We start from the raw sequence: 22,466 nt of genomic DNA on the forward strand, positions 1-22,466 counted from the left end.
TGAGAGGCGGCGCCGCACCGGCAGCCGCGCACATCGACAACAAGCCATTCCCGGGGGAATCGAAGAATGAAAAAGACAGTCGCACTGATCGCCTGCACGGCGTTCCTCGCGCTCGCCGCCACGACCGGCCGTGCCCAGACCGAATCCGCGCAAGCGGAAATGAATGCCGCGTCGGCGGCCTTGAACAAAGCCGTCGTGAAGGGGCCGGCCGATATCGACCTGAAGCACCAGGCGGTGCTGAAGCTGACGCAGGGCGAGGGATTCGTGCCGGCGGTCGAGGCGGGCCGCTACCTGCGCGCGATGGGCAACACCGTCGACGAGTCGAAGCTGGTCGGCATGGTGCTCCCCGCCGATCCGGACGCCGACTGGATGTCGGTCGTGTCGTTCGAGCCGAGCGGCTACATCCGCGACGACGACGCGAAGGACTGGAAGCCGGACGAGCTGCTCGCGAGCCTGAAGGAGGGCACCGAGGAGGGCAACGCGTCGCGCAAGGAGCGCGGCCTGCCCGAGTTCGAGGTGGTCGGCTGGGCGCAGCCTCCGGCGTACGACGCCAACAAGCACCGGCTCGTCTGGTCGTCGATCATGCGCGACAAGGGCGCGCTCCCGAACCCGGTGACCGACGGCGCGAACTACCGGACGCTCGCGCTCGGCCGCGACGGCTACCTGTCGCTGACGTTGGTGTCGAGCCTCGACGACCTGCCGAAATACAAGCCGTCGGCCGACGATCTGCTCGCGCACATCGATTTCAAGGACGGCAAGCGCTATGCCGATTTCAACAAGTCGACCGACCACGTCGCCGAATACGGCCTCGCGGCGCTGATCGTCGGCGTCGGCGCGAAGAAGCTCGGCCTCCTCGCGGTGATCGGCGCGTTCGTGGCGAAGTTCTTCAAGGTCGGCCTCGTCGCGCTGCTGGGCGGCGGCGTGGCGCTGAAGCGCTTCTTCGGCCGCAAGCCGAAGGCCGCCGCTCCCGCCCCCGCGATCGCCGACGCGGCCGACACGGAGCGCAAGGAATGACCAAGCTGCTGCTGCTGATCTTCGGCGGCCTGAAGCTCGGCAAGGTGCTCGTTTCGGCGGGCACGATGCTGGCTTCGATCGCGGTCTATGCGCTGTTCTACGGCTGGCGGTTCGCGGCCGGCTTCGTCGCGCTGCTGCTCGTGCACGAAGGCGGCCACTACCTGGCCGCGCAGCGGCGCGGGCTGGCCGTCGGGCTGCCGACCTTCATCCCGTTCGTCGGCGCGTGGATCCAGTTGAAGGACATGCCGCACGACGCGGAAACCGAGGCCTACGTCGGGCTGGCCGGACCGTTCGTCGGCACGCTCGGCGCGCTCGCCTGCTACGCGGCGGCGCGCCAGTACGACAGCAACCTGCTGCTCGCGCTCGCCTATACGGGCTTCTTCCTGAACCTGTTCAACATGATTCCGCTGTCGCCGTTCGACGGCGGGCGGATCACCGCGGTGCTGTCGCCGCGGATCTGGTTCGCGGGTGTGCCGGTGCTGGTCGCGCTGTTCGTGTACCGGCCGAGCCCGCTGCTGATCGTGATGGCGATCCTCGCGCTGCCGCAACTGAAGCGCGCGTGGCGCTACGATCCCGACGCGCCGGAGAACCGCGTCTATTACGCGACGTCGATCGAGACCAAGGCGACCTATGCGCTTTGCTACGTCGGCCTGGTGGCGTTTCTTGCGCTGATGACGTCCGGCGTGCACGACATGCTGGGCGCCGTGCGTTCCGCGAGCTGATGCGGACGGCGGCCGCGCGCAGCGGCCGTCGAACCCTTCCGATCGTTCACGCGGCGCGATGCCGCAATTCGACCCGCCTGATGTCCTTCACGATCACGAGGTAGCTCAGCACGGTGACGAGCGCGTTGAGCCCGACGAACACCAGCGCGCCGTTGAACGAGCCGCTCGCGCCGACGAGGTAGCCGATCGCGATCGGCGCGACGATCCCCGCCGTGTTGCCGAACATGTTGAAGAGGCTGCCCGACAGGCCGATCGCTTCCTTCGGCGCGGTATCCGCGACGACCGCCCAGCCGAGCGAGCCGATGCCCTTGCCGAAGAACGACAGCGCCATCAGCACGATCACGAGCGCTTCGCTGTCGACGTAATTGCAGCCGATGATCACCATCGACAGCAGCATCCCGCCGACGATCGGGATCTTGCGCGCGCGCGTCAGCGACACGCCGCGCCGGATCAGCGCGTCCGACAGCATCCCGCCCAGCACGCCGCCGAGGAACCCGCAGATTGCGGGCAGCGACGTCATGAAGCCGGCCTTCAGCAGCGACATCCCGCGCGCCTGCACGAGATAGATCGGGAACCACGTCAGGAAGAAGTACGTGAGCACGTTCACGCAGTACTGGCCGAGATAGACGCCGATCAGCATCCGGTTCGACAGCAGCTGGCGCACGTAGTACCAGCCGGCGACCTTGCTGCTCTCGGCGGGCGCGCCGTTGCCGCGTGCGTTCGTGCGCACGAGGCCGCCGCCTTGCTCGATGTGCTCGAGTTCCGCGCGGTTCACCGCCGGATGATCGGCCGGGTCCTTCACGACGCGCAGCCAAACGAGCGCGAGCGCGATGCCGGCGAGGCCGAGCCACAGGTACACGTGGTGCCAGCCGTATGCGTGCGTGAGCCACGCCATCAGCGGCGAGAACACGACCGCCGCGAAGTACTGCGCGGAGTTGAAGATCGCCGACGCGGTGCCGCGTTCGGCGGTCGGGAACCAGCTCGCGACGACCTTTGCGTTCGCGGGGAACGCGGGCGCCTCGGCGATGCCGACCGCGAAGCGCATCACGAAAAGCGCCGCGACCGCGAACGCCGCGCTGCCGCCGAGCCCGATCGTGCTCTGCAGCAGCGTGAACGCCGACCACAGGAAGATGCTGCCCGCATACACGCGCCGCGCGCCGAAGCGGTCGAGCAGCCAGCCGCTCGGCAGCTGCGCGAGCACGTACGCCCAGCTGAACGCCGAGAAGATGTAGCCCATCGTCACCGGGTCGATGCCGAACGCCTTGCGGATCGGCGTGCCGGTGATCGACAGCGTCGCGCGGTCCGCGTAGTTGAGCGTCGTGACGACGAACAGCATCGCGAGGATCCAGTAGCGCACGGCGGTGCGGCGCGCGGCCCGGGCCAGGTCGATCGGGAGATCGCGGGAGGAGGTCTGATTAGGCACTTTAACGTACGTCGTCGTATGACATGGCGTGCAGTTTAGTGACGAGTGGCCGCGCGGCGTAACCCGGGTTTTCCCTTTCGCTAGTGCCGCAGAATCCCACTATGTAGACGGCTATTCAGTCGCGGCATGGCTCGCGATTCGAACTCGGCACGCCAAAATCTAGTCGGCAGACATCATATCTGTTGGGCTACAATAGGTGACCTATTCCCGAACCACGGAGCACACCCATGCAACTGACAGGTGAGATGCTGATCGGCGCCGATGCGGTTTACGGCTCGGCCGGAACCTTGCACGCGTTCGACCCGACGCGGGGCGCGGCGATCGACGCGCCGGCGTTCGGCGTCGGCGGGCTGGCCGACGTCGAGCGCGCGTGCGAACTCGCGCGCGACGCGTTCGACGCGTATCGCGCGCAGCCGCTGGCGGCGCGCGCCGCGTTCCTCGACGCGATCGCGGACGAGATCGTCGCGCTCGGCGACGCGCTGATCGAGCGCGCGCACGCCGAAACCGGCTTGCCGGTGGCGCGCCTGCAGGGCGAGCGCGGCCGCACGGTCGGCCAGCTGCGCCTGTTCGCGCGGGTCGTGCGCGACGGGCGCTTTCTCGCCGCGTCGATCGATCCGGCCCAGCCCGCGCGCACGCCGCTGCCGCGCGCCGACCTGCGGCTGCAGAAGATTCCGCTCGGGCCGGTCGCCGTGTTCGGCGCGAGCAACTTCCCGCTCGCGTTCTCGGTCGCCGGCGGCGACACCGCGTCGGCGCTCGCGGCCGGCTGCCCGGTGATCGTGAAGGCGCACGAGGCGCATCTCGGCACGTCCGAGCTGGTCGGCCGCGCGATTCGCGCGGCGGTCGCGAAGTGCGGGATGCCGGCCGGCGTGTTCTCGCTGCTGATCGGGCCGGGCCGCGTGATCGGCGCGGCGCTCGTCGGCCATCCGGCGATCCAGGCGGTCGGCTTCACCGGTTCGAGGCAGGGCGGCGTCGCGCTGACGCAGCTTGCGAACGCGCGCCCGCAGCCAATCCCGGTCTATGCGGAAATGAGCAGCATCAACCCGGTGCTGCTGTTCCCGGCCGCGCTCGCCGCGCGCGGCGACGCGATCGCGACGGGCTTCGTCGATTCGCTGACGCTCGGCGTCGGCCAGTTCTGCACGAACCCGGGGCTCGTGCTCGCGCTCGACGGTCCGGATCTCGACCGCTTCGCCGCGACCGCCGCGCAGGCGCTCGCGGCGAAGCCGGCGGGCGTGATGCTGACGCGCGGCATCGCCGACGCGTACCGCGCCGGCCGCGGCCAGCTCGCCGAGCTGCCGGGCGTGCGCCAGCTCGGCGCGGGCGGGGCGGCGCAGGGCGCCTGCGACGTGAGCGGCGCGCTGTTCGAGGTGTCCGCGCAGGGGTTTCTCGACGAGCCGGCGTTCAGCCATGAGGTGTTCGGGCCGTCGTCGCTGATCGTGCGCTGCCGCGACGTCGACGAACTGGCGCGCGTGCTCGACGCGCTCGAGGGCCAGCTGACGGCGACGCTGCAGATGGACGCGGCCGACAAGCCGCTCGCGCGCCGCCTGCTGCCGATCCTGGAGCGCAAGGCGGGGCGTTTGCTCGTCAACGGGTTCCCGACCGGCGTCGAGGTGTGCGATGCGATGGTGCACGGCGGGCCGTTCCCGGCGACGTCGAACCCGGCAGTCACGTCGGTCGGTGCGACCGCGATCGACCGCTTCCTGCGGCCGGTGTGCTACCAGGACTTCCCGGACGACCTGCTGCCGGAAGGGCTGCAGGAAGCGAACCCGCTCGGGATTCCGCGTCTGCGCGACGGCAACGCGACGTGAGCGCGGGCCTGCGAAAACCTTGAAGAGGATGGCGCCCGCTCGCGGGCGCTATCGCGCGGTTCCCCGTATCACCATCAAGACAAGTCGACCGGTCCGCCGAGGGCGCGACACAGCATCGACAAGTCGTGAATGGTGAGGTGCGGGGAGCGCGTGTCGGGCTCCACGCGTTCCATTTCGGGATGATTCCGGCGAACCAGCCACGCAGCCTGCAGCCCGGCGTTCAATGCCCCGAGAACGTCGAGATGAAAATCGTCACCCACGTGAAGCAATTCCGCGGGATGCACGTTCGCCGCTCTCGCGGCCGCGTGGAATATTCCGGGCTCGGGCTTCGCGGTGCCCAGCGCACCCGCACTGAACGTGTCACGAAAGAACTCGCTGCCGCCGGTCAGCCGGAGGTCCGCGTTGCCGTTCGTCACGGCGACGAGCGGAAACCTGGCGCTCAGCCACGCCAGCGCCGGCCGGACGTCGTCATAGAACTCGACCTGCTGCCGGGCGGAAAAGAACACGCGGTATGCGTGTTCGGCCAGGTCGACGTCTTCCTTCGCCCGCTCCAGCGCGAGCCTGATCGAACCGATTCTCAGCGCACGATAGTCGTTGACGAGGTCCGGGCGCGAGCGCTCGTATTCGCTGCGCAACTGGCTCAGCGCTTGCCGCGTCGGCAGGATGCGCGCCGTATTGGGCGCGTGCTCGAGCAGCCATGCATGCAGCGTCGCTTCGGCACGCTCGACGGCCGGCCCGAACGGCCACAGGGTGTCGTCGAGGTCGAACGAGATGGCGGATACCTTGCCTAGACGCATAGCGGCTGAAGGAGCGGATTGGCGATCCGGACGTAATCGGCCGAACTGAGCACGATGGATCGGTCGAGCCGGCCCGCGTTGAACGCGATCTCATCGAAGCTGCCGATCAGATCCGGATCGACGATCAGCTTGATGGTCGACGAGAACGAGAACGGAGGGATCGCCCCGATCGCGCACCCGGTTTCATGCTGCGCTTCGTCGGCTGACGCGAGCGTGGCCTTCTTGAGCCCGGCCGCTGCCGCGACCTTCTTGAAGTCCAGCTTCCTGTCCCCGGGAAGGATCGCGAGAATCAACGCCTGCCCGGCGTCCTTGCCCTTGCACAGCATCGCTTTCGCGCCTTGCCCCGGTGACGTCCCGCGAATGGCCGCAACCAGGTCGGAGCGTCCCTCCGCCGGGTGTTCGATCACCCGATACCTGGCGCCTTCACGGTCGAGCAACGCGACCAGCTTCTCATACATGGATGACATGGTATTCAATTGTCCCGACACGTTGCAGGTTGCGTCACCGGAACCGCACCGCCCGGCGCCGACGCTTACGACGCCACGAGCGAGCAGAACCGCTCGAGGTCGATATTGCCGCCGCTGATGATGATGCCGACGCGCTTGCCCTCGAGCGATTCCTTCGCATTCAGCGCGGCGGCCAGCCCGAGGCATCCGGTCGGCTCCACGATCATCTTCATGCGCGTCGCGAAAAACTTCATCGCGTTCACCAGATCGGCGTCCGACGCCGTGACGATATCATTCACGTCGCGTTTGATGATGGCGAACGTGTAGTTGCCGAGGTACTGGGTTTGCGCACCGTCGGCGATGGTCCTGGGCGTATCGATGTGGACGATTTGTCCGCTGCGCAGCGAGCGCTGGCCGTCGTTTCCGGCTTCCGGCTCGACGCCGTACAACATGCATTGCGGCGCGAGCGCCCGGGTCGACAGCGCGGTGCCGGAGAGCAGCCCGCCGCCGCCCAGCGGCACGAACAGCGCATCGAGCGCGCCCACTTCGTCGAACAGCTCCTTCGCGGCGGTGCCTTGTCCGGCGAGCACGTCCGGGTGATCGTAAGGCGGAATCAGCGTGAGGCCCTGCTCGTCGGCGAGGCGGCGGCCGATTGCTTCGCGGTCCTCGGCATAGCGGTCGTAAATGACGACGTCGGCGCCGTATCCTTTGGTCGCCGCGACCTTCGCCGCGGGAGCATCGTGCGGCATCACGATCGTTGCCGGGATGCCCAGGATCTGCGCGGAAAGGGCGATGCCCTGCGCGTGGTTTCCGGAGGAGAACGCGACGACGCCGGCCTTGCGCTGTTCCGGCGAAAATCTCGACAGCGCGTTGAAGGCGCCCCGAAACTTGAAGGCGCCCATGCGCTGAAAATTCTCGCATTTGACGAACACCTCTGCGCCGATCAGTTCGTTCAGCGTGCGCGACGTGTGAACGGGCGTGCGATGTGCAATGCCGGCGATGCGCGTTGCCGCTGCCTCGACGTCGGCGAAGGTGGGAAGTTCGAAAGTCGTGGTCATGTGAGATTCGCTGGTCAGATGTGTTTCACCAAGGCCAGGGAACGGAGATGCCGGCTCCGTTCCCGATGGCCTGATCATAGAGGAAACGCGCGACCGTCAAGTCTTGCAGCGCGAGCCCGGTCATGTCGAATACCGTGATGTCGCCCGGCGAGCGATCGATGGACGCCGCTCCCGCAAGAAGGTCGCCGATTTCGGTGCACGGCAGCGCCGGCGCCCATTGACACTCGCCAATGCCGCGCGCCTGCTCCCGGTCGTCGACGACAATGCGCGCACGCGCCAGCACGCCGTCCGGAAGTTCGCGCTTGCCTGCCGTGTCGGCGCCCACGCACGTCAGGTGGGTGCCCGGCTGAACCGCATCGGCATCGAACAACGCGCCGCCGCCCGGCGTGGCGGTGATGACGACGTCGCTGTTCGCCACCGCATCGTTGCGGTCCCGTGCCACGCGGATCGCGCATTGGTCCCGGAATGCCGCTTCGAACCCCGGCTCCGGCTCGCCGCCGACGTTCACGTACTGCACCGTGCAACGCTGCGGCAGCAGCTTCAGTGCGTATGCGAGCTGGACGCGCGCCTGTACCCCCGTGCCGAACACGCAGATTCGGGTGCTCTCGGGGCGCGCGAGCAGTTGCAGCCCGAGGCCGCCCGCCGCACCGGTCCGGGCGGTGGTGATCGCATTGCCGTCCATGATGCAAAGCGGGCGGCCCGTGTGCGGGTCGAACAGCGCGACGGTTGCCTGGTGAGGCTCGCCGCCCCGGCCCCGGTTGCCTGGCCAGAATCCGGCCGCCTTGAATCCGAGAAGGTCCTGGCTTGCGACGTCGCCGGACTTGATGCCGAATACGCCGCCCGTGTGCAGCTTTTCGCGGACCACAGGAAAAACCCGTCCGGCCCTTTGACTGTGCAGGACAAAGGCTTCGCGAACCGCGGCCATGACTTGCTCGGCTTGAAGGGCGGGTTCGACGGCATCCCGGTCGAGGAGAAGGAGTTGGGCGTCTGTCGGCATCGTCAGGTCAGCCTGTCTGGCGCAATGCCAGTCGGGAGTTTTGGCAGTTTGTATAAACTTGGACGAACAGTCAAGTCGTGCGGCGCTGCGCAGAACCTATACAATGCGACCAAATTTAGATGAAGAGTCCAGGATGGCTAAGAAACGACTGACCGGCGAACAGCAGGTCATTCTCGAGCAGGTCAAGCAAATCGCAGCGGGGCTGGGCGAGACGCTGGCGCCGTTTACGGAGGTGGTGGTTCACGACCTGCGCTCGCCGAAGCACGCGATTCTCGCCATCCACAACAACCTGTCCGGGCGCGAGGTTGGCGACCCCGCGACGGAACTCGGCCTGGCTCGCATTGCGGACGACAGCTATCCGCAAGTGCTCGCGAACTATGCGAATCGGTTCAGCGACGGGCGCCAGGCCAAAAGCACGTCGATCGGCATCAAGGATTCCGAAGGGCATTACTTCGCCGCCCTCTGCCTGAACGTCGACGTGACGCTGTTTCGCAGCATCGCGACACTGCTGGAACAGTTTTCGGTTCCCAGCGGGGAGGGGGTCAAGGAATCGCTGGACCCATCGACCGCCGACTCGCTTCGCGAGCGGATCGACCGGTTCGCGGTCGGTTTGGCAACCACGCCGCAGGCGCTTCGTACCGACCAGCGCAGGGCGCTGATGCAGGCGCTCAAGGAAGAGGGCTATCTGGACTTGCGGCGGTCGATGGAGACGATTGCGCAACACTTGGGCGTATCGCGCGCAACCGTGTACAACGACGCCAAGTAACTGAGCCTCTCGCGAGTCGCGGCATTCGCCCCCACCAGGGACTCGCTCACCATCCATGGAATCGCGGCCAGGTCTGTACCGAGCCATCGTCGCCCACGGCGTGATACTCGGGATGTTGCGCGCCGGTGGCGCACGCGTGATTCGGCAGAATGCGCAGGCGGGTGCCGATCGGAAATCGCTTCGCGATGTCTGCGTCCGGCGTGCGCAAGTGCGACACGATGCCGTGCTCCTGGTTGGCCGCGCTCACGACGTACTCGCCGAGCACTTCACCGTCTTCCGCGCATACCAGGCCGTAGCCGAAATCCCGGGCCTGACGCTGCGTTCCACGATCCCGGCTCATGGCCATCCAGCCCGCGTCGATGATCGCCCAGCCTTTCTCTTCCTGATGTCCGATGACGGTGGTCAACACCGAGAGCGCAATCTCGGACAGCGCGCAAACGCCCACGTTGTGCATGACGAGGTCGAACATCACGTAGACGCCGGCCCGAACTTCCGTGACGCCCTCGAGGTTTTCGGCCGAGAGTGCGGTTGGCGTCGACCCGATACTCACGACCGGACAAGGCAGCCGCGCAGCCCTGAGGCGTTCCGCGGCGCGCACGGTGCGGCTGCGCTCCTGCTCGGCGATCTTCACCAACGCTTCCCGGGTGTCGTATTCGTAGCTGGAGCCGGCGTGGGCCAGGATCCCGCCGAGGATCATTCCGCCATCGACGAGCACCCGCCCCACGTCGATCAGCAGCTCGTCCTCCGGCTGGATGCCGGAGCGATGACCGTCGACGTCGACCTCGATCCAGACTTCGAAGCGCTCGCCTTGCTCGCGCCCGAAATCGGCGATCGCCTTCGCGGCATGCAGGTTGTCGGTGACGATCTTCAGGTCGCAGCCCTGGCGGCGCAGCGCGAGCGCCTGGCCAAGCCTGGCGGGAACCATGCCGACCGCGTAGACGATGTCCCGGGCCCCTCCCGCGAAGAACTGTTCGGCTTCCTTGAGCGTCGAGACCGTGATGCCTTGCGCGCCCGCCGCGATTTGCGCGTCGACGACGTGCCGGCATTTGGTGGTTTTGACGTGGGGCCGGAACTTGACCCCGAGCTTGTCCAGATGCGCCTGCATGCGTTCGATGTTGCGACGCATGCGACCGGCATCGATCAATGCGGCGGGGGTGTCGAGCGTCTGAATGCCCATGATGCGTTCGCCTCGAGGTGTTATCGACGCGAACACTGTAGGCCCGACGACTGCCGATGTGCTTAACGGCTGCCTAATCCATCATTAAGCGACGTTTAATCCCTCATGCGTTGTTGCGCCAGGGCGGCGGGCTGAGGAACTGCTTCGCGGTTTCGAGAAAAATCCGCTGCCGGACGGACCTGCCCGTTCGCGACGGCAAGAGCGCGGTCACCGGTGCGGACGGCAACCGCCAGTCGGGCAGCAACCTGACGAGCTTGCCGTTCGCCAGCAATGGCGCGACGTCCCACTCGGAGCGTTCCACGATCCCGAGCCCGGCCAGCGCCCATTCCGTGATGACGGTGCCGTCATTGGAGGAAAGCGCGCCTGCGACGCGGATGACGGTGGACCGTCGAGGGTCGCCTTCCTGCGAGAAGCGCCATCGTGGTACGTCCTCGTCGTTCTCCCGCAGGCACAGGCAGTCGTAGCGTGCCAGGTCGGTCGGGTGATTCAGCGCCTTGATGCGGCGTGCGTACGCCGGGCTCGCACACAGGAATCGCTCGTTGGGCGCCAGCGGATACCCGACCCAGGACGACGACTTGAGGGTGCCGATGTGCACGACCACGTCGGCGCCGGACGCATGGGCCAATGGGCTCTCCGACAGGTGCAGCGATATTTCGAGCTTGGGATGCGCCTGTTGCACGTCGCGCACGATCCGGGATACGTACTTCCGCCCGAAGCCAAAAGGGGCGACGACGCGCAGCGTGCCTTGCACTTCCCCGTGCTCCCCCGAGATATGGACCGGCAAGGCCTCCACTCGCTCGAGAATATCCAGCGCTTCCTGATAGAGCCGCTGCCCCTCGTCGGTCAAGGAAATCCCGTTCGATTTCCGCACGGCGAGCCTTGCGCCCAGCCGCTCCTCCATTCTCTGCAGGCGAATCGTGACGGCAGGGGGCGTGAGATCGAGCAGCCTCGCGGCAGAGGCCAGCGAGCGTGACGCCCCGATGGCGCGAATGAGGCGAAGGTCTTCCAGATCGAGCATTTCGCGTACCTTAATGCGAGCTTTGCCGGGCATTATGCGTCGCCGGCTTTCGCGTCGCCGGATTTTCTCCTACAGTAGCGGAGCTTCGGGCCGTCAGGCCCGCGAGCGAAGCCTGAGAGATCGAGAAAAATCAGAACGAGGGAACAGACGCAATGAACATCAGCAAGCGTGGCGATCACCTGTTCGCCGCCGGATTGTGGAAGGCGATCGGCGACGTCGCACGATCGGTCCGCAGCCAGGTCGGCGAATACAGCGAAGGGCGCGTCCTCAGCAACGAACTGTTCGCACTGCAGCGTGAACTGGGCGGCAGCGATTTCGACGTGACGATCAACAAGGGCCGCCCCGTCACCGGGGCCGACGCGCATTCGCTTGCCTTCGGCGCGGCCGTGCGCCGATTCAAGCTGGATATGGAGGCGCTGGTATTCGCGCTGCAGTACCGGCGCAGCATCGACGACAAGGACCCGGCTGCCCGCTTCGCCGCGCTGACCCAGGCCAACGAGCAGCTCGCGCGCGCGAAGCAATACGCGATGCTGACCGTGCGGCAGTTCTTCGATACGGTCGTCGACCCGAGCGTCCGGGAGCAGCTCCTGGGCGACAAGCCGGGCGGCAGCGACAGCACCCGGTTCGCCGTGGCCAGCGCGAAGCTGGAGCGTGTGCGCCGCGCGATCGTCGAGAGCATTGCGAAGATGTGACGGCGGCGGCCGGGGCGCAATCTCGCACCGACCGATCCCGCCCGAACGCAAACAGCCCGGCGTGTGCCGGGCTGCCCTGCATCACACGCGAAGCGGCGCTCGGCCGCTCCGTCATACCGGCCTGCGAACCGCTTACTGCGGCCCCGTCTTCCTGATCAGCGCGTCGAGCTGCGCGACTTCCTCGTCGTTCAGGTCGACGAGCGGTGCGCGCACCGGGCCCGCATCGCGGCCGACGAGCTTCGCGCCCGCCTTGACGATGCTGACCGCATAACCCGCGCGGCGGTTGCGGATCTGCAGATACGGCAGGAAGAACGTGTCGAGCAGGCGGCCGACCGTCGCGTGATCGTCCTTCGCGATCGCTTCGTAGAATTCCATCGCGGTCTTCGGGATGAAGTTGAACACCGCCGACGAATACACCGGCACGCCGAGCGCCTTGTACGCCGCCGCATAGACTTCGGCGGTCGGCAGGCCGCCGAGGTACGAGAAGCGCTCGCCGAGCCGGCGGCGGATCGTGACCATGCTCTCGATGTCGCCGACGCCGTCCTTGAAGCCGATCAGGTTCGGGCAGCGGTCGGCGAGGCGCTCGAGCATGTCCGCGTTCAGCTTCGAATTCGCGCGGTTGTAGACCACCACGCCGATCTTCAGCGCACGGCACACCTGCTCGACGTGCTCGGCGATGCCTTCCTGGCTCGCCTCGGTCAGGTAGTGCGGCATCAGCAGGATGCCGCTCGCGCCGAGGCGCTCGGCTTCCTGCGCGTATTCGATCGCGACCCGCGTCGCGCCGCCCGCGCCGGCCAGGATCGGCACCTTGCCCCTGCAGGTCTCGGTCGCGACGCGGATCACGTCCGAGTACTCGCGCTGCGTGAGCGAGAAGAATTCACCCGTGCCGCCCGCGGCGAACAGCGCCGTCGCGCCGTACGGCGCGAGCCATTCGAGGCGCTCGGCGTAGGTCGTCGGGCGGAAGTTGCCGTTCGCGTCGAAATCCGTCAGCGGAAACGACAGCAGGCCGTGGGAAATGATCTGTTTGAGTTCTTGCGGAGAAGTCATGATTGGGTCGTCCGTCTAGCGCGAGTGCTGGGTTCGTCAGGAACGTCATGCGGGCCAAGAGTGGCGATGTCGTTGTATGTCATCGTACAACGATGGCAAAGGCGGTGCAAGCGGTTTGCTGTCGGCACCGTGATAGGGTCTTTCCGGATAAGGGTTTACGTACGATGCTCCGGTGGTGTTCAATGTCATATGATGACTAACAATTTGGCCCGTAGCCGCCAGGAATTTCGATGACTGCTTCTCCTCTATATATCCGCGTGCATCCGGACGACAACGTCGCGATCGTCGTCAACGACGGCGGCTTGCCCGAGGGCGCGACGTTCGCCGACGGGCTGACGCTGCGCGAGGGCGTGCCGCAGGGGCACAAGGTCGCGCTGGCCGATCTCGCGGCCGGCGATCCGATCGTTCGCTACAACATCGTGATCGGCTACGCGCTGGCCGACCTGCGGCGCGGCAGCTGGGTCAACGAGCGCACGATGCGCATGCCCGAGCCGCCGGGCCTCGACGACCTGCCGCTCGCGACCCGCAACGCGCCGCCGCTGCCGCCGCTCGAAGGCTATACGTTCGAGGGCTTCCGCAATCCGGACGGCTCGGTCGGCACGCGCAACATCCTCGCGATCACGACGACCGTGCAGTGCGTGTCGGGCGTCGTCGAGCACGCGGTGAAGCGGATCAAGGCCGAGCTGCTGCCGCGTTACCCGAACGTCGACGACGTGGTCGGGCTCGAGCACACGTACGGCTGCGGCGTCGCGATCGACGCGCCCGATGCCGACATCCCGATCCGCACGCTGCGCAACATCAGCCTGAACCCGAACTTCGGCGGCGAGGTGATGACGGTGAGCCTCGGCTGCGAAAAACTGCAGCCGGACCGTCTGCTGCCGCCGGGCGCGATTCCGGTCGCGGCCGATGGCGAACCGGGTGACAACGGCGGCGTCGTGTGCCTGCAGGACGCCGCGCACGTCGGCTTCAACTCGATGATCGACTCGATCATGACGATGGCCGAGTCGCATCTCGAGCGGCTGAACCGTCGCCGCCGCGAGACCTGCCCGGCGTCGGATCTCGTGGTCGGCGTGCAGTGCGGCGGCAGCGACGCGTTCTCCGGGCTGACCGCGAACCCGGCGGTCGGCTTCGCGGCGGACCTGCTGGTGCGCGCCGGCGCGACGATCATGTTCTCCGAGGTGACGGAAGTGCGCGACGGCGTCGCGCAGCTCACGTCGCGTGCGGCCAACGAGGACGTCGCGCGCGCGATCATCCGCGAGATGGACTGGTACGACCGCTACCTGCAGCGCGGCCGCGTCGACCGCAGCGCGAACACGACGCCCGGCAACAAGAAGGGCGGCCTGTCGAACATCGTCGAGAAGGCGATGGGCTCGATCGTGAAATCGGGCAGCGCGCCGATCGCCGGCGTCGTGCCGCCGGGCGAGCGCGCACGGCAGAAGGGGCTGCTGTACGCGGCGACGCCCGCGAGCGATTTCATCTGCGGCACGCTGCAGCTCGCGGCGGGGATGAACCTGCACGTGTTCACGACCGGGCGCGGCACGCCGTATGGTCTCGCGCAGGTGCCGGTGATCAAGGTTGCGACGCGCAGCGACCTCGCGCGCCGCTGGCACGACCTGATGGATCTCGATGCCGGGCAGATCGCGACCGGCGCGGCGACGATCGAGGACGTGGGTTGGGAACTGTTCCGGCTGATGCTCGACGTCGCGAGCGGCAAGCGCCGCACGTGGGCCGAGCAATGGAAGCTCGCGAACGCGCTGGCGCTGTTCAATCCTGCGCCGGTGACCTGACGCGCTGGCGATCGGACGGCCGATCGGCATGCGGGCGCCTTCGCGGCGCCCGCATTCGTTTGGGGCGCGCAGCGGCCGCCGGGATCGGGTAACGTATGCGGTTCGTTCACAATCCCGGAGATCTGCCGTCATGTTGAAGAACCTCGATCCGCTGCTGCACGCCGACATCCTGCACGCGCTGCGTGCGATGGGCCACGGCGACGAAGTGGTGATCTGCGATGCGAATTTTCCGGCGGAGTCCGTCGCGCGGCATACGGCGGTCGGCCGCGCGCTGCGCATCGACGGCGCCGATTCGGCGCGGGTCGTGCACGCGGTGTTGTCCGTGCTGCCGCTCGACACGTTCGTCGATGCGCCCGCGGCGCGGATGGAAGTCGTCGGCGATCCGGTTACCGTCCCGCCGGTGCAGCGCGAAGTGCAGGCCGAGATCGATCGCGCGGAAGGGCGCGCGGTGCCGCTCGCCGGCATCGACCGGTTCGCGTTCTACGCGCGCGCGCAGCAGGCGTATGCGGTGATCGTCACCGGCGAGTCGCGCGGCTACGGCTGCTTTCTGTTCAAGAAGGGCGTGTTGTTGAGCGACGCGCGTTAAACATTTGTGAGGTTTCTCCGCGCAGAGGCTCCTGCGTCGTATTAAGACTTGCTGCGACGTTACCTGGCCGTTTTGATTCCATTAAGCATTTGATTTGAAGGGGAAATATTTTTCTTGCATCCGAAAGCGAATCGAATCAAGCAGATACGCCCGTCGCGTTTTCATACACGATAAAGCCGGTCCTGAAGCAGCGAGCCGTTTCTACGTTGCCCGATCAGATAATGTAGCGACTTCGCGGGACATGCCCTTGCGCCGAGAGAGCAGCGCCGCCACGCTTAAAATTTGGGAAACGATGAGCGAAAACCGATATACCTATGGCATTCACCGCAACCTCACGCCTGCCGACTTGTTCGTGTATGTGGCGATCGACGAAATTCAGAAGCAACTCGGATTCTCCGACCTTGCCGGTGCAGCAGCAATATTGCTAGGTCAGAACGATGTGCCGGTTTCGGGGAAGCTCGGCGGTGCGGTATCGGGAACATCGGTTATATCGATGGCCGCGCGAAATATGCTGCCCTACAATGTCCGAATTCGCTTGCCTACCATTACGAAGGCAGGTGTTGGCGGTCTCCGCATCGCAACGACTCGGAATCTTGGGGCGTTTGTCGGACGGGCTATTCCTGTGGTTGGGGTCGTGGTAGTGTCGATAGATGTTTTTCTCATCATGCGAAACACGGTGGCATCGTACAACCGGATCGTGAAACCTGAAGATCGGGTGCTGTAATGGCGGATGCGATTTGGGATCAACTTGAAGCCTTTGCCCGGGAAGAACTAGGCAAGCCGATCTTCGGGGGGCCGTTGAAGTTGACGCCGGACAGCAGACTCGAGGAGGACTTGCGCTTGACGGGCCTTGATGCCGTCGAGTTCGTCGACAAATGGGCCGAGAAGTTCGGCGTGGAGGCCCAAGGCTTTCCATACAGTCGGTACTTCGGTCCCGACAGTCTCGATGTAATCAAGTCGATTCTTGGGCTGTTCTCGAAGAAGCATCGAGACGCGGACCTAGTCCCGCTGACGCTTGGGATGTTGGCTGAGGCGATGCGTCGAGGACGTTGGGATACCACTGATATTGAAGCGCTAATGGTCAACAGCCGGTAGAGGGCAGGACGATGGTCGAGTGAAGCCGCCTTCGGGCGGCTTCACTATTTCCGGGGAGAGGATTAACGGTGACGACCCTAACCGCAAATGGCCGGTTGACAGGTCGCAGTCCCGTCGCGTTTGCCGTCACGTAGAAGGAGTCGGTGCACCGCCACTCGCTTTACATGGGCAGGGTAAGACCATGAATCTGCTGATGAATTTTCGGCAGATCCGCGGGGATTGAGCGAGGTTGCAACGTTTTGCTACAACCTTTTGCTTTGACTCGCCCGAAAGAGCCTCTATGCTGGCCCATTTGCCGGGCCGCTCAGGCCCGCGGGCCGCACGGGCCGCGACCCGCTCGGCAGGCCGAACCGCAACGAGGAGAAAGGCATGACGCGTCCCGTCGATTCCGCCGTCATTTTTTTCGCGCGCCTGGCACTGGCGGCGCTGTTTCTGTGGGGCGGCGTGATGAAGCTGCTCGGCTACGGCGACCTAGTCAGCTACCTGCGTGGCCTGAACGTGCCGTTTCCGACCTATGTCGCGCCGGTCGTCGTCGCCATCGAAGGGCTCGGCGCGCTGCTGCTGATCGTCGGCTACAAGGTGAAGCCGCTCGCATTGCTGATGGCGTTCTACACGCTGGCGACCGCGGTGGTCGGGCACAATTTCTGGGACGCGACGAACCCCGCCGTCCAGCACGAGATGGTGATCCATTTCTGGAAGAACGTCGCGATCGCCGGCGGCTTCCTGCTGCTGTTCGTGACCGGCGCGGGCGGCGTGAGCATCGACGGCGTGCGCCGGCCCGCTTCGTCGTACGGTTCGGGCCTGCGCTGAACGCGCGCCCGGCCGCCTACTGAAACGGCAGGCCCGGCGGCTCGGCGCGCGCGGCGAACGCGGGATCGTGACCGGACAGGAAGTGCAATAGCGTCCAGTTGAACGTGTCGGCGCGATCGATGTTCGGATGGTGGCCGCTGCCCGGCAGCGAACCGAACTGCGCGCCCGGGATCATCGCCGCGAGACGCTGGCCTTCGACCGGCGGATACACGCCGTCGTCCTCGCTGTGCAGCACCAGCGTTTCGCTGCGCACGAGATTCAGGCGGCGCCGCACGTCGTAGCTCGCAATGCTGTCGCATATGCGCGCGAGATGCGCCGCGTCGGTCGCGGCCGCGCGCGCATGACCGATCTGATACGCAATTTCCCCTCGCTCCGACTGCGCGAATTCCGCGCTGACCAGCGACGGCCACATCTCCTCGAACCAGCGCACCGGGCCGTCGCCACGCTGGAATCCCGCTTTCCATTGCGCGACGCGCCGCATGTGGTCGTCGGCGACCAGGTTCGAACAGCCGTTGCACACCACCAGCTTGCCGACGCGCGACGGCGCGTCGATCGCGATCGTCAGCGCAATCGCGCCGCCGAGCGACAGGCCGACGAGCGCCGCGCTGTCGAGACCGAGATGATCGAGCAGGCTCTCCAGGTCGGCGGCGAGCTCGCCCATCGCGAGCGTGCGCGACGGATACGACGACGCGCCGTGACCGGGCAGGTCCGGCACGATCACGCGATATCCCGCGTGACGCAGGAACGGCACCTGGCGTGCCCAGGCGAGTCCGCAACTGCCCAGATCGTGAATCAGCATGATCGGCAGGCCGCTGCCGATGTCCGCGTAATAGAGATCGTGGTCTTTGAATGATAGTTTTGCCATTTATGCTCCGTTGCGCGCCCACGTGCGCTCTCGTGGTTATCTTAATATTGAGATATATTCATGACAAGCGGGGTTCGATGACCTCATCAGATGCGAGGATATTCATGAGCGCTCAGGCATCCAGCGATCGCGTCGATCACGTCGACCGGGTCGTCGCGCAATGGCGCGACGAGCGGCCCGGGCTCGACGTGACGTCGATGGAGATCTTCGGCCGGCTGGCGCGGCTGGCGAAGCACTGTGAAAAGGCGCGCACCGAGGCGTTGTCGCCGTTCGGTTTCAAGGAAGGGGAGTTCGACGTGCTCGCGACGCTGCGGCGCGCGGGCAAGCCGTATGAATTGTCGCCGACGCAACTGTACCGCTCATTGATGATCACGTCGGGCGCAATCACCAACCGGCTGATGCGGCTCGAACAGGCGGGCCTCGTCGAGCGCGTGCCGAACCCGCACGACGGCCGGGGGCTCGCGGTGCGGCTCACGCCGGACGGGCTCGCGCTGATCGACCGGGCCGTCGCGGTGCACGTCGAGACGCAGGACCTGCTGCTCGGCGGACTGAACCGCGGCGAGCGCGCGGCGCTCGCCGCGCTGCTGAAGACCGCGTTGCTCGCGCTGCCGGGCGAGGCGCTGGCGCCGGACGACGGGACCGGCTAGGCGCGTAACGTGCGCAACGCGGCCGGCGCGCATGGACCGCGCGCCGAGCCGTGCGGGCTTGAGAGGGCCCGCATGCATCACAACGACAAACACAACGAAAAACACAACGAAAAACGACCAGGACATATCGTGCTCAACAACAACGTATTGCGCCAACTCGACTTGCAGGACGTGATGGTGTTTCTGTGCCTGTACGAACACAAGAGCGCGCGCCGCACCGCCGAGGTGCTGAGCATCAGCCAGCCGACCGTCAGCTATTGCCTGAAGCGGCTGCGCAACTGCTTTCACGACGTGCTGTTCGACGTCGATCACGGCAGCCTCGTGGCGACGCCGAAAGCCGAGGCGATCGAGCCGTATCTGCGCAACGTGATCGATGCGGTCAACCACTGCGCGGACATGGACGACGACCAGGTCGCCGCGGCGGCGCACCGCGTGATTCGCGTGTGCGCGCCGGAGTATTTCGAGCTGCTGCTGCTGCCGGGCGTGCTCGAATCGTTCATGAAGCGCGGTCGCGAGACGTCGCTGATCGTCGAGCGGCTCGGCCGCGAATTGCCGGTCGAGCGGCTGCTCGCCGGCGAGATCGACTTCGCGACCGGCTTCGGCCCCGGCTATCACCGGCTGCATCCGGACCTGCAATGGGAGTCGGTGCTGTCCGACACGTTCGTGTGCCTGACCGCATCGCGCAAGCTCGCGCCGACGACGCGCGTGACGCTCGACGAATTCTGCGACATGCATCACGTGTTTCCGACGCCGTGGATCTCCGAGCGCAACATGATCGACGGCTGGCTCGAGAAGCTCGGGCGCTCGCGCAACATCGTCGCGCGGGCGAACACGTATCAGGCCTGCCTGAACATCGTCTCGCGGCTGCCGGTCGTGCTGACGCTGCCGCAACGGCTGATTCCGTACCTGTCGATCCCGCCGTCGGTGCAGATCTGCGACGTGCCGCTCGGCTTTCCGACCTTCACGCTCGACGTGATCTGGGCGACCCAGATGGAAAAGAACCACGACATCCGCAGCATGCGAATGCTGTTCAAGGATCTCGCGAGCGCGAACGCGCTCGAACCCGGCGCGGCGCACGCGCTCTGAGCGGGCCGCGGCGGCGCGTGCCGGCGGGCGCGCCGCCCGGCCGATTCTTTCGCGTGAAGAAGCACCCGGCAGGCTTTTTCACGAATCTCTCAACAAAATTACATCCAGCTTTTAATTTTTAAAACGGCGTGCCGCTTCGTGTCGGTAAATTGAGTGGTGTTCGACGAGGCCAAGACTCGAACACACCAAGACTAACCACACTGAGAGTGAGAGGCACACATGATGGATGTTGACGTAGGCACCGCGCAGGTCCACCACAAACCGTTGCCGCGTTTCGGCTTCGAACTGATCGAGAGCCTGGAGCCGGGCCAGAAGGCGATCGATATCGTCGATACCGATCAGTTGTACGAAAATCTTGCCCACTCGGGCGTCGTGATCTACCGCAACTTCGCGGACACGCTCGAGGATTTCAACCGCTTCGTCAGCCAGCACTCGGCGCGCGTCACGTTCGATCCGGCGCGCAAGGCGTCGACCGAGAACACCGCGGAAATCGACGCGGGCCACCTCGAGATGGGCCTGCACCAGGAAAACGGCAACCTGCCGTTCACGCCGGACCTGCAGTGGTTCTTCTGCCTCGAGCCGGCGCGCGTCGGCTCGGAGACGACGATTTGCGACGGCCTGCGCGTGCTGCACGAGCTGTCGCCGGCCACCCGCCGCCTGTTCGAGCAGCGCAAGATCAAGTACGCGCGCCGCATTCCCTGGCCGAACGTGCAGCGGTTCCTGAGCATCGAGCTGCAGGTGAGCGCGCATGAGGTGAACGACACGCATCTCGAAGTCGTCAACCAGCGCGTGCCGGGCCAGCACTACCGCCGGCTCGATCAGTTCCTCGTGTCGTCCGAACGCGTGACGGATGCGATCACCACGAGCTGCTTCTCCGGCCGCCGCGCGTTCTGCAATTCGCTGCTCGGCCCGAGCGTGAACTACGAACCGCCGCTCATCACGTGGGAAGACGGCACCGACATCGATTTCGAGGTGTGGGACGAAATCAAGGACGTGACCGCACGCTACACGTACGACCTGTTCTGGAACAAGGGCGACATCGTCGTGATCGACAACACCCGCGTGATGCACGGCCGCCGCCGCCTCGCGGACACGGGCCGCCGGATCTTCGGCGCCCAAAGCTATCGCAAAGGAGCCATTGCATGATCAGCGCACTTCTCGAACGTCATTTCGCCGAAGCACAGGACCGGATCGTCGTGCGCGAAATGGAAGGCCGCGACTATTCGCTCGCGGAACTGCGCGCCGACGTGGAGCGCATCGCCGCGACGCTGCAGGACGTGTACGGCGATTGCAGCGGGCTCGTGTTCGGGATCGCCGCCCGCTCGAGCTACACGTGGGTCGCGACGATGCTGGCGATCTTCCGCGTGAAGGCCGTGCTGCTGCCGGTGCCGATCGAATTCTCCGACGAGCAGATCGGCAGCCTGCTGCACAAGGCCACCGCGATCTTCGCGCAGGATGCGCACACCGCGGCGCGCATCAGCGCGATCCTGCCCGGCATCGCGTGCCTCGACGCCGCGAGCGAACGCAGCGCGTGGCCCGCGCAGGGCGCGCCGGCCGGCGAGCGGATCGAGCCCGGCATCTGCGGGATCATCCATACGTCCGGCACGACGTCCAAGCCGAAGGGCGTGAAGATCCGCGACGAGGCGGTCGGCCTGCTCGTGACGAACGTGCTGAAGCGCGTGCCGCAGGCGCCGCTCGACTACCTGTCGATCGTGCCGATGAGCCTGCTGATCGAACAGGTGCTCGGCGTGTTCCTGCCGATCCTGTCCGGCGGCTCGCTGACGCTGATGCCGGCGCGCTATGCCGAGTACGGCGCGCGCAGCGGCAATGCGCGCGACTACCTGGGCCTGATCGCGCAGGTCGATCCGAACTTCCTGTACCTGCCGCCGAAGCTGCTCGAGGAAGCCGACGCGCTGCTCGAATCGACGAGCGTCACGAGCCTGTTCGGCCGCCGCAATCCGCACATCATCACCGGCGGCGCGAAGATTCCGGCCACCGTGCTCGAATCGCTCGACAAGCGCGGCGTGCAGGTCTACGAAGCGTACGGCCTGAGCGAGAACAGCTCGATCATCTCGCTGAACCATCCGGGGCATCGCCGCATCGGCTCCGCCGGCCCGCTGCTCGACGGCATCGTGCCGACGATCGTCGACGGCGAGCTGCGCGTGCTCACCCCGACGCTGTGCGCCGGCTACTACAACTCGGACGACACGTCGTGCGAGCTGACCGACGGCTACCTGCACACGGGCGACATCGCGGAGATCGTCGACGGCTACCTGTACATCACCGGCCGCAAGAAGCACGTGATCATCCTGTCGACGGCCCGCAACATCTCGCCGGAGTGGGTCGAGACGGTCTACAAGGAAAGCGCGCTGATCGACGACATCGTCGTGTTCGGCGAAGGCCGGGAGGAGCCGGCGGCGATCGTGCTGTCGCAGCACGACGAGGCGGCGATTCGCGGCGAGATGGCGCGCCTCGAGCCGCGGCTCGCGGATTTCGCGCGGGTGCGGCGCGTGCGGGTGGTGGCCGACATCGAGCGCTTCCGCAAGGACTATTACACGGTCACGGGCCGGCCGCGCCGGCAACTGATCGAGCGCGATCTCGCGGCGTCGCTGTACTGATCGGGAGCCG

The 22,466-nt window shown here is 66.2% G+C and carries 23 protein-coding genes; 14 read left to right on the forward strand and 9 right to left on the reverse strand.

What is annotated here, in order from left to right:
- Positions 1-66 precede the first annotated feature (66 nt).
- Together HWX31_RS26050 and HWX31_RS26055 are read left to right on the forward strand one after the other, a co-directional pair.
- Positions 67-1,014 (forward strand): DUF2167 domain-containing protein, encoded by a 948-nt coding sequence (locus HWX31_RS26050; protein WP_174964249.1) that lies wholly within the window; start codon positions 67-69, stop codon positions 1,012-1,014.
- Positions 1,011-1,736 (forward strand): site-2 protease family protein, encoded by a 726-nt coding sequence (locus HWX31_RS26055; RefSeq protein WP_174964250.1) that lies wholly within the window; start codon positions 1,011-1,013, stop codon positions 1,734-1,736. The genes HWX31_RS26050 and HWX31_RS26055 overlap by 4 nt, the downstream gene beginning before the upstream one ends.
- Before the next feature lie 46 nt (positions 1,737-1,782).
- Here HWX31_RS26055 and HWX31_RS26060 read toward each other — a convergent pair whose 3' ends face one another.
- On the reverse strand, positions 1,783-3,159 hold the full coding sequence (locus tag HWX31_RS26060) for an MFS transporter (protein WP_279613158.1): 1,377 nt from the start codon (positions 3,157-3,159) through the stop codon (positions 1,783-1,785).
- Between the two features lie 227 nt (positions 3,160-3,386).
- Here HWX31_RS26060 and HWX31_RS26065 point away from each other — a divergent pair, with 227 nt between their 5' ends.
- A complete protein-coding gene (locus tag HWX31_RS26065; RefSeq protein WP_174964251.1) occupies positions 3,387-4,964 on the forward strand; it encodes an aldehyde dehydrogenase (NADP(+)) in 1,578 nt (525 codons plus the stop codon).
- Positions 4,965-5,038: 74 nt separating this feature from the next.
- On the opposite strand, the gene HWX31_RS26070 is transcribed toward HWX31_RS26065, so the two are convergent.
- The 4 genes from HWX31_RS26070 to HWX31_RS26085 all read right to left on the reverse strand — a co-directional run bounded on the left by HWX31_RS26070 (position 5,039) and on the right by HWX31_RS26085 (position 8,262).
- Positions 5,039-5,761 carry an HAD family hydrolase gene (locus HWX31_RS26070; protein WP_174964252.1) on the reverse strand — a complete coding sequence of 241 codons (723 nt, stop codon included), beginning with the start codon at positions 5,759-5,761 and terminating at the stop codon, positions 5,039-5,041.
- Positions 5,752-6,219, reverse strand: a complete 468-nt coding sequence (locus HWX31_RS26075; protein WP_174964253.1) for a YbaK/prolyl-tRNA synthetase associated domain-containing protein — start codon at positions 6,217-6,219, stop codon at positions 5,752-5,754. Before HWX31_RS26075 ends, HWX31_RS26070 begins: the two co-directional genes overlap by 10 nt.
- Positions 6,220-6,293: 74 nt before the next feature.
- Positions 6,294-7,265 (reverse strand): threo-3-hydroxy-L-aspartate ammonia-lyase, encoded by a 972-nt coding sequence (locus HWX31_RS26080; RefSeq protein WP_174964254.1) that lies wholly within the window; start codon positions 7,263-7,265, stop codon positions 6,294-6,296.
- Between the two features lie 25 nt (positions 7,266-7,290).
- Positions 7,291-8,262, reverse strand: coding sequence for an ornithine cyclodeaminase family protein (locus HWX31_RS26085; protein ID WP_174964255.1), 972 nt, complete (start codon positions 8,260-8,262; stop codon positions 7,291-7,293).
- Positions 8,263-8,395: 133 nt separating this feature from the next.
- On the opposite strand from HWX31_RS26085, the gene HWX31_RS26090 reads away from it, so the two are divergent.
- Complete coding sequence (locus tag HWX31_RS26090) at positions 8,396-9,028, forward strand: helix-turn-helix transcriptional regulator (RefSeq protein ID WP_174964256.1); 633 nt, start codon at positions 8,396-8,398, stop codon at positions 9,026-9,028.
- Positions 9,029-9,074: 46 nt separating this feature from the next.
- On the opposite strand, the gene HWX31_RS26095 is transcribed toward HWX31_RS26090, so the two are convergent.
- Positions 9,075-10,205 (reverse strand): DSD1 family PLP-dependent enzyme, encoded by a 1,131-nt coding sequence (locus HWX31_RS26095; RefSeq protein ID WP_174964257.1) that lies wholly within the window; start codon positions 10,203-10,205, stop codon positions 9,075-9,077.
- A 103-nt stretch (positions 10,206-10,308) separates the two neighbouring features.
- The gene (locus HWX31_RS26100; RefSeq protein ID WP_059681620.1) at positions 10,309-11,223 is read right to left on the reverse strand and encodes a LysR family transcriptional regulator; all 915 of its coding nucleotides are present in this window, start codon (positions 11,221-11,223) and stop codon (positions 10,309-10,311) included.
- A 152-nt stretch (positions 11,224-11,375) separates the two neighbouring features.
- On the opposite strand from HWX31_RS26100, the gene HWX31_RS26105 reads away from it, so the two are divergent.
- Positions 11,376-11,915 (forward strand): hypothetical protein, encoded by a 540-nt coding sequence (locus tag HWX31_RS26105; protein WP_174964258.1) that lies wholly within the window; start codon positions 11,376-11,378, stop codon positions 11,913-11,915.
- 132 nt (positions 11,916-12,047) lie between these two features.
- Here the strand turns inward: HWX31_RS26105 and kdgD are convergent, their stop codons facing one another.
- Complete coding sequence (kdgD, locus tag HWX31_RS26110) at positions 12,048-12,962, reverse strand: 5-dehydro-4-deoxyglucarate dehydratase (protein WP_174964259.1); 915 nt, start codon at positions 12,960-12,962, stop codon at positions 12,048-12,050.
- A 230-nt stretch (positions 12,963-13,192) separates the two neighbouring features.
- Between kdgD and garD the strand changes: the two genes are divergently transcribed.
- The 5 genes from garD (at position 13,193) to HWX31_RS26135 (ending at position 17,240) form a co-directional block, all read left to right on the forward strand.
- Positions 13,193-14,749, forward strand: coding sequence for a galactarate dehydratase (garD, locus tag HWX31_RS26115; protein WP_174964260.1), 1,557 nt, complete (start codon positions 13,193-13,195; stop codon positions 14,747-14,749).
- A gap of 130 nt (positions 14,750-14,879) precedes the next feature.
- Positions 14,880-15,335, forward strand: a complete 456-nt coding sequence (locus HWX31_RS26120) for an RbsD/FucU family protein (protein ID WP_174964261.1) — start codon at positions 14,880-14,882, stop codon at positions 15,333-15,335.
- A 292-nt stretch (positions 15,336-15,627) separates the two neighbouring features.
- On the forward strand, positions 15,628-16,059 hold the full coding sequence (locus HWX31_RS26125) for an STM2901 family protein (RefSeq protein ID WP_174964262.1): 432 nt from the start codon (positions 15,628-15,630) through the stop codon (positions 16,057-16,059).
- Positions 16,059-16,430, forward strand: a complete 372-nt coding sequence (locus HWX31_RS26130; protein WP_174964263.1) for a DUF1493 family protein — start codon at positions 16,059-16,061, stop codon at positions 16,428-16,430. Before HWX31_RS26125 ends, HWX31_RS26130 begins: the two co-directional genes overlap by 1 nt.
- Before the next feature lie 369 nt (positions 16,431-16,799).
- The gene (locus tag HWX31_RS26135) at positions 16,800-17,240 is read left to right on the forward strand and encodes a DoxX family protein (RefSeq protein ID WP_174964264.1); all 441 of its coding nucleotides are present in this window, start codon (positions 16,800-16,802) and stop codon (positions 17,238-17,240) included.
- A gap of 16 nt (positions 17,241-17,256) precedes the next feature.
- Here HWX31_RS26135 and HWX31_RS26140 read toward each other — a convergent pair whose 3' ends face one another.
- Positions 17,257-18,105 carry an alpha/beta fold hydrolase gene (locus tag HWX31_RS26140; protein WP_174964265.1) on the reverse strand — a complete coding sequence of 283 codons (849 nt, stop codon included), beginning with the start codon at positions 18,103-18,105 and terminating at the stop codon, positions 17,257-17,259.
- Positions 18,106-18,209: 104 nt separating this feature from the next.
- Here HWX31_RS26140 and HWX31_RS26145 point away from each other — a divergent pair, with 104 nt between their 5' ends.
- From HWX31_RS26145 to HWX31_RS26160, 4 genes are all read left to right on the forward strand, one after another.
- Complete coding sequence (locus HWX31_RS26145) at positions 18,210-18,752, forward strand: MarR family winged helix-turn-helix transcriptional regulator (protein ID WP_174964266.1); 543 nt, start codon at positions 18,210-18,212, stop codon at positions 18,750-18,752.
- A gap of 129 nt (positions 18,753-18,881) precedes the next feature.
- Positions 18,882-19,838, forward strand: a complete 957-nt coding sequence (locus HWX31_RS26150; RefSeq protein WP_010094234.1) for a LysR family transcriptional regulator — start codon at positions 18,882-18,884, stop codon at positions 19,836-19,838.
- A 222-nt stretch (positions 19,839-20,060) separates the two neighbouring features.
- Positions 20,061-20,984, forward strand: a complete 924-nt coding sequence (locus HWX31_RS26155) for a TauD/TfdA family dioxygenase (protein WP_232427226.1) — start codon at positions 20,061-20,063, stop codon at positions 20,982-20,984.
- Positions 20,981-22,456 carry an AMP-binding protein gene (locus HWX31_RS26160; RefSeq protein WP_174964267.1) on the forward strand — a complete coding sequence of 492 codons (1,476 nt, stop codon included), beginning with the start codon at positions 20,981-20,983 and terminating at the stop codon, positions 22,454-22,456. The genes HWX31_RS26155 and HWX31_RS26160 overlap by 4 nt, the downstream gene beginning before the upstream one ends.
- Positions 22,457-22,466 lie beyond the last annotated feature (10 nt).

It is taken from the genome of Burkholderia ubonensis (genome assembly GCF_902833085.1).
GTDB lineage: Bacteria > Pseudomonadota > Gammaproteobacteria > Burkholderiales > Burkholderiaceae > Burkholderia > Burkholderia ubonensis.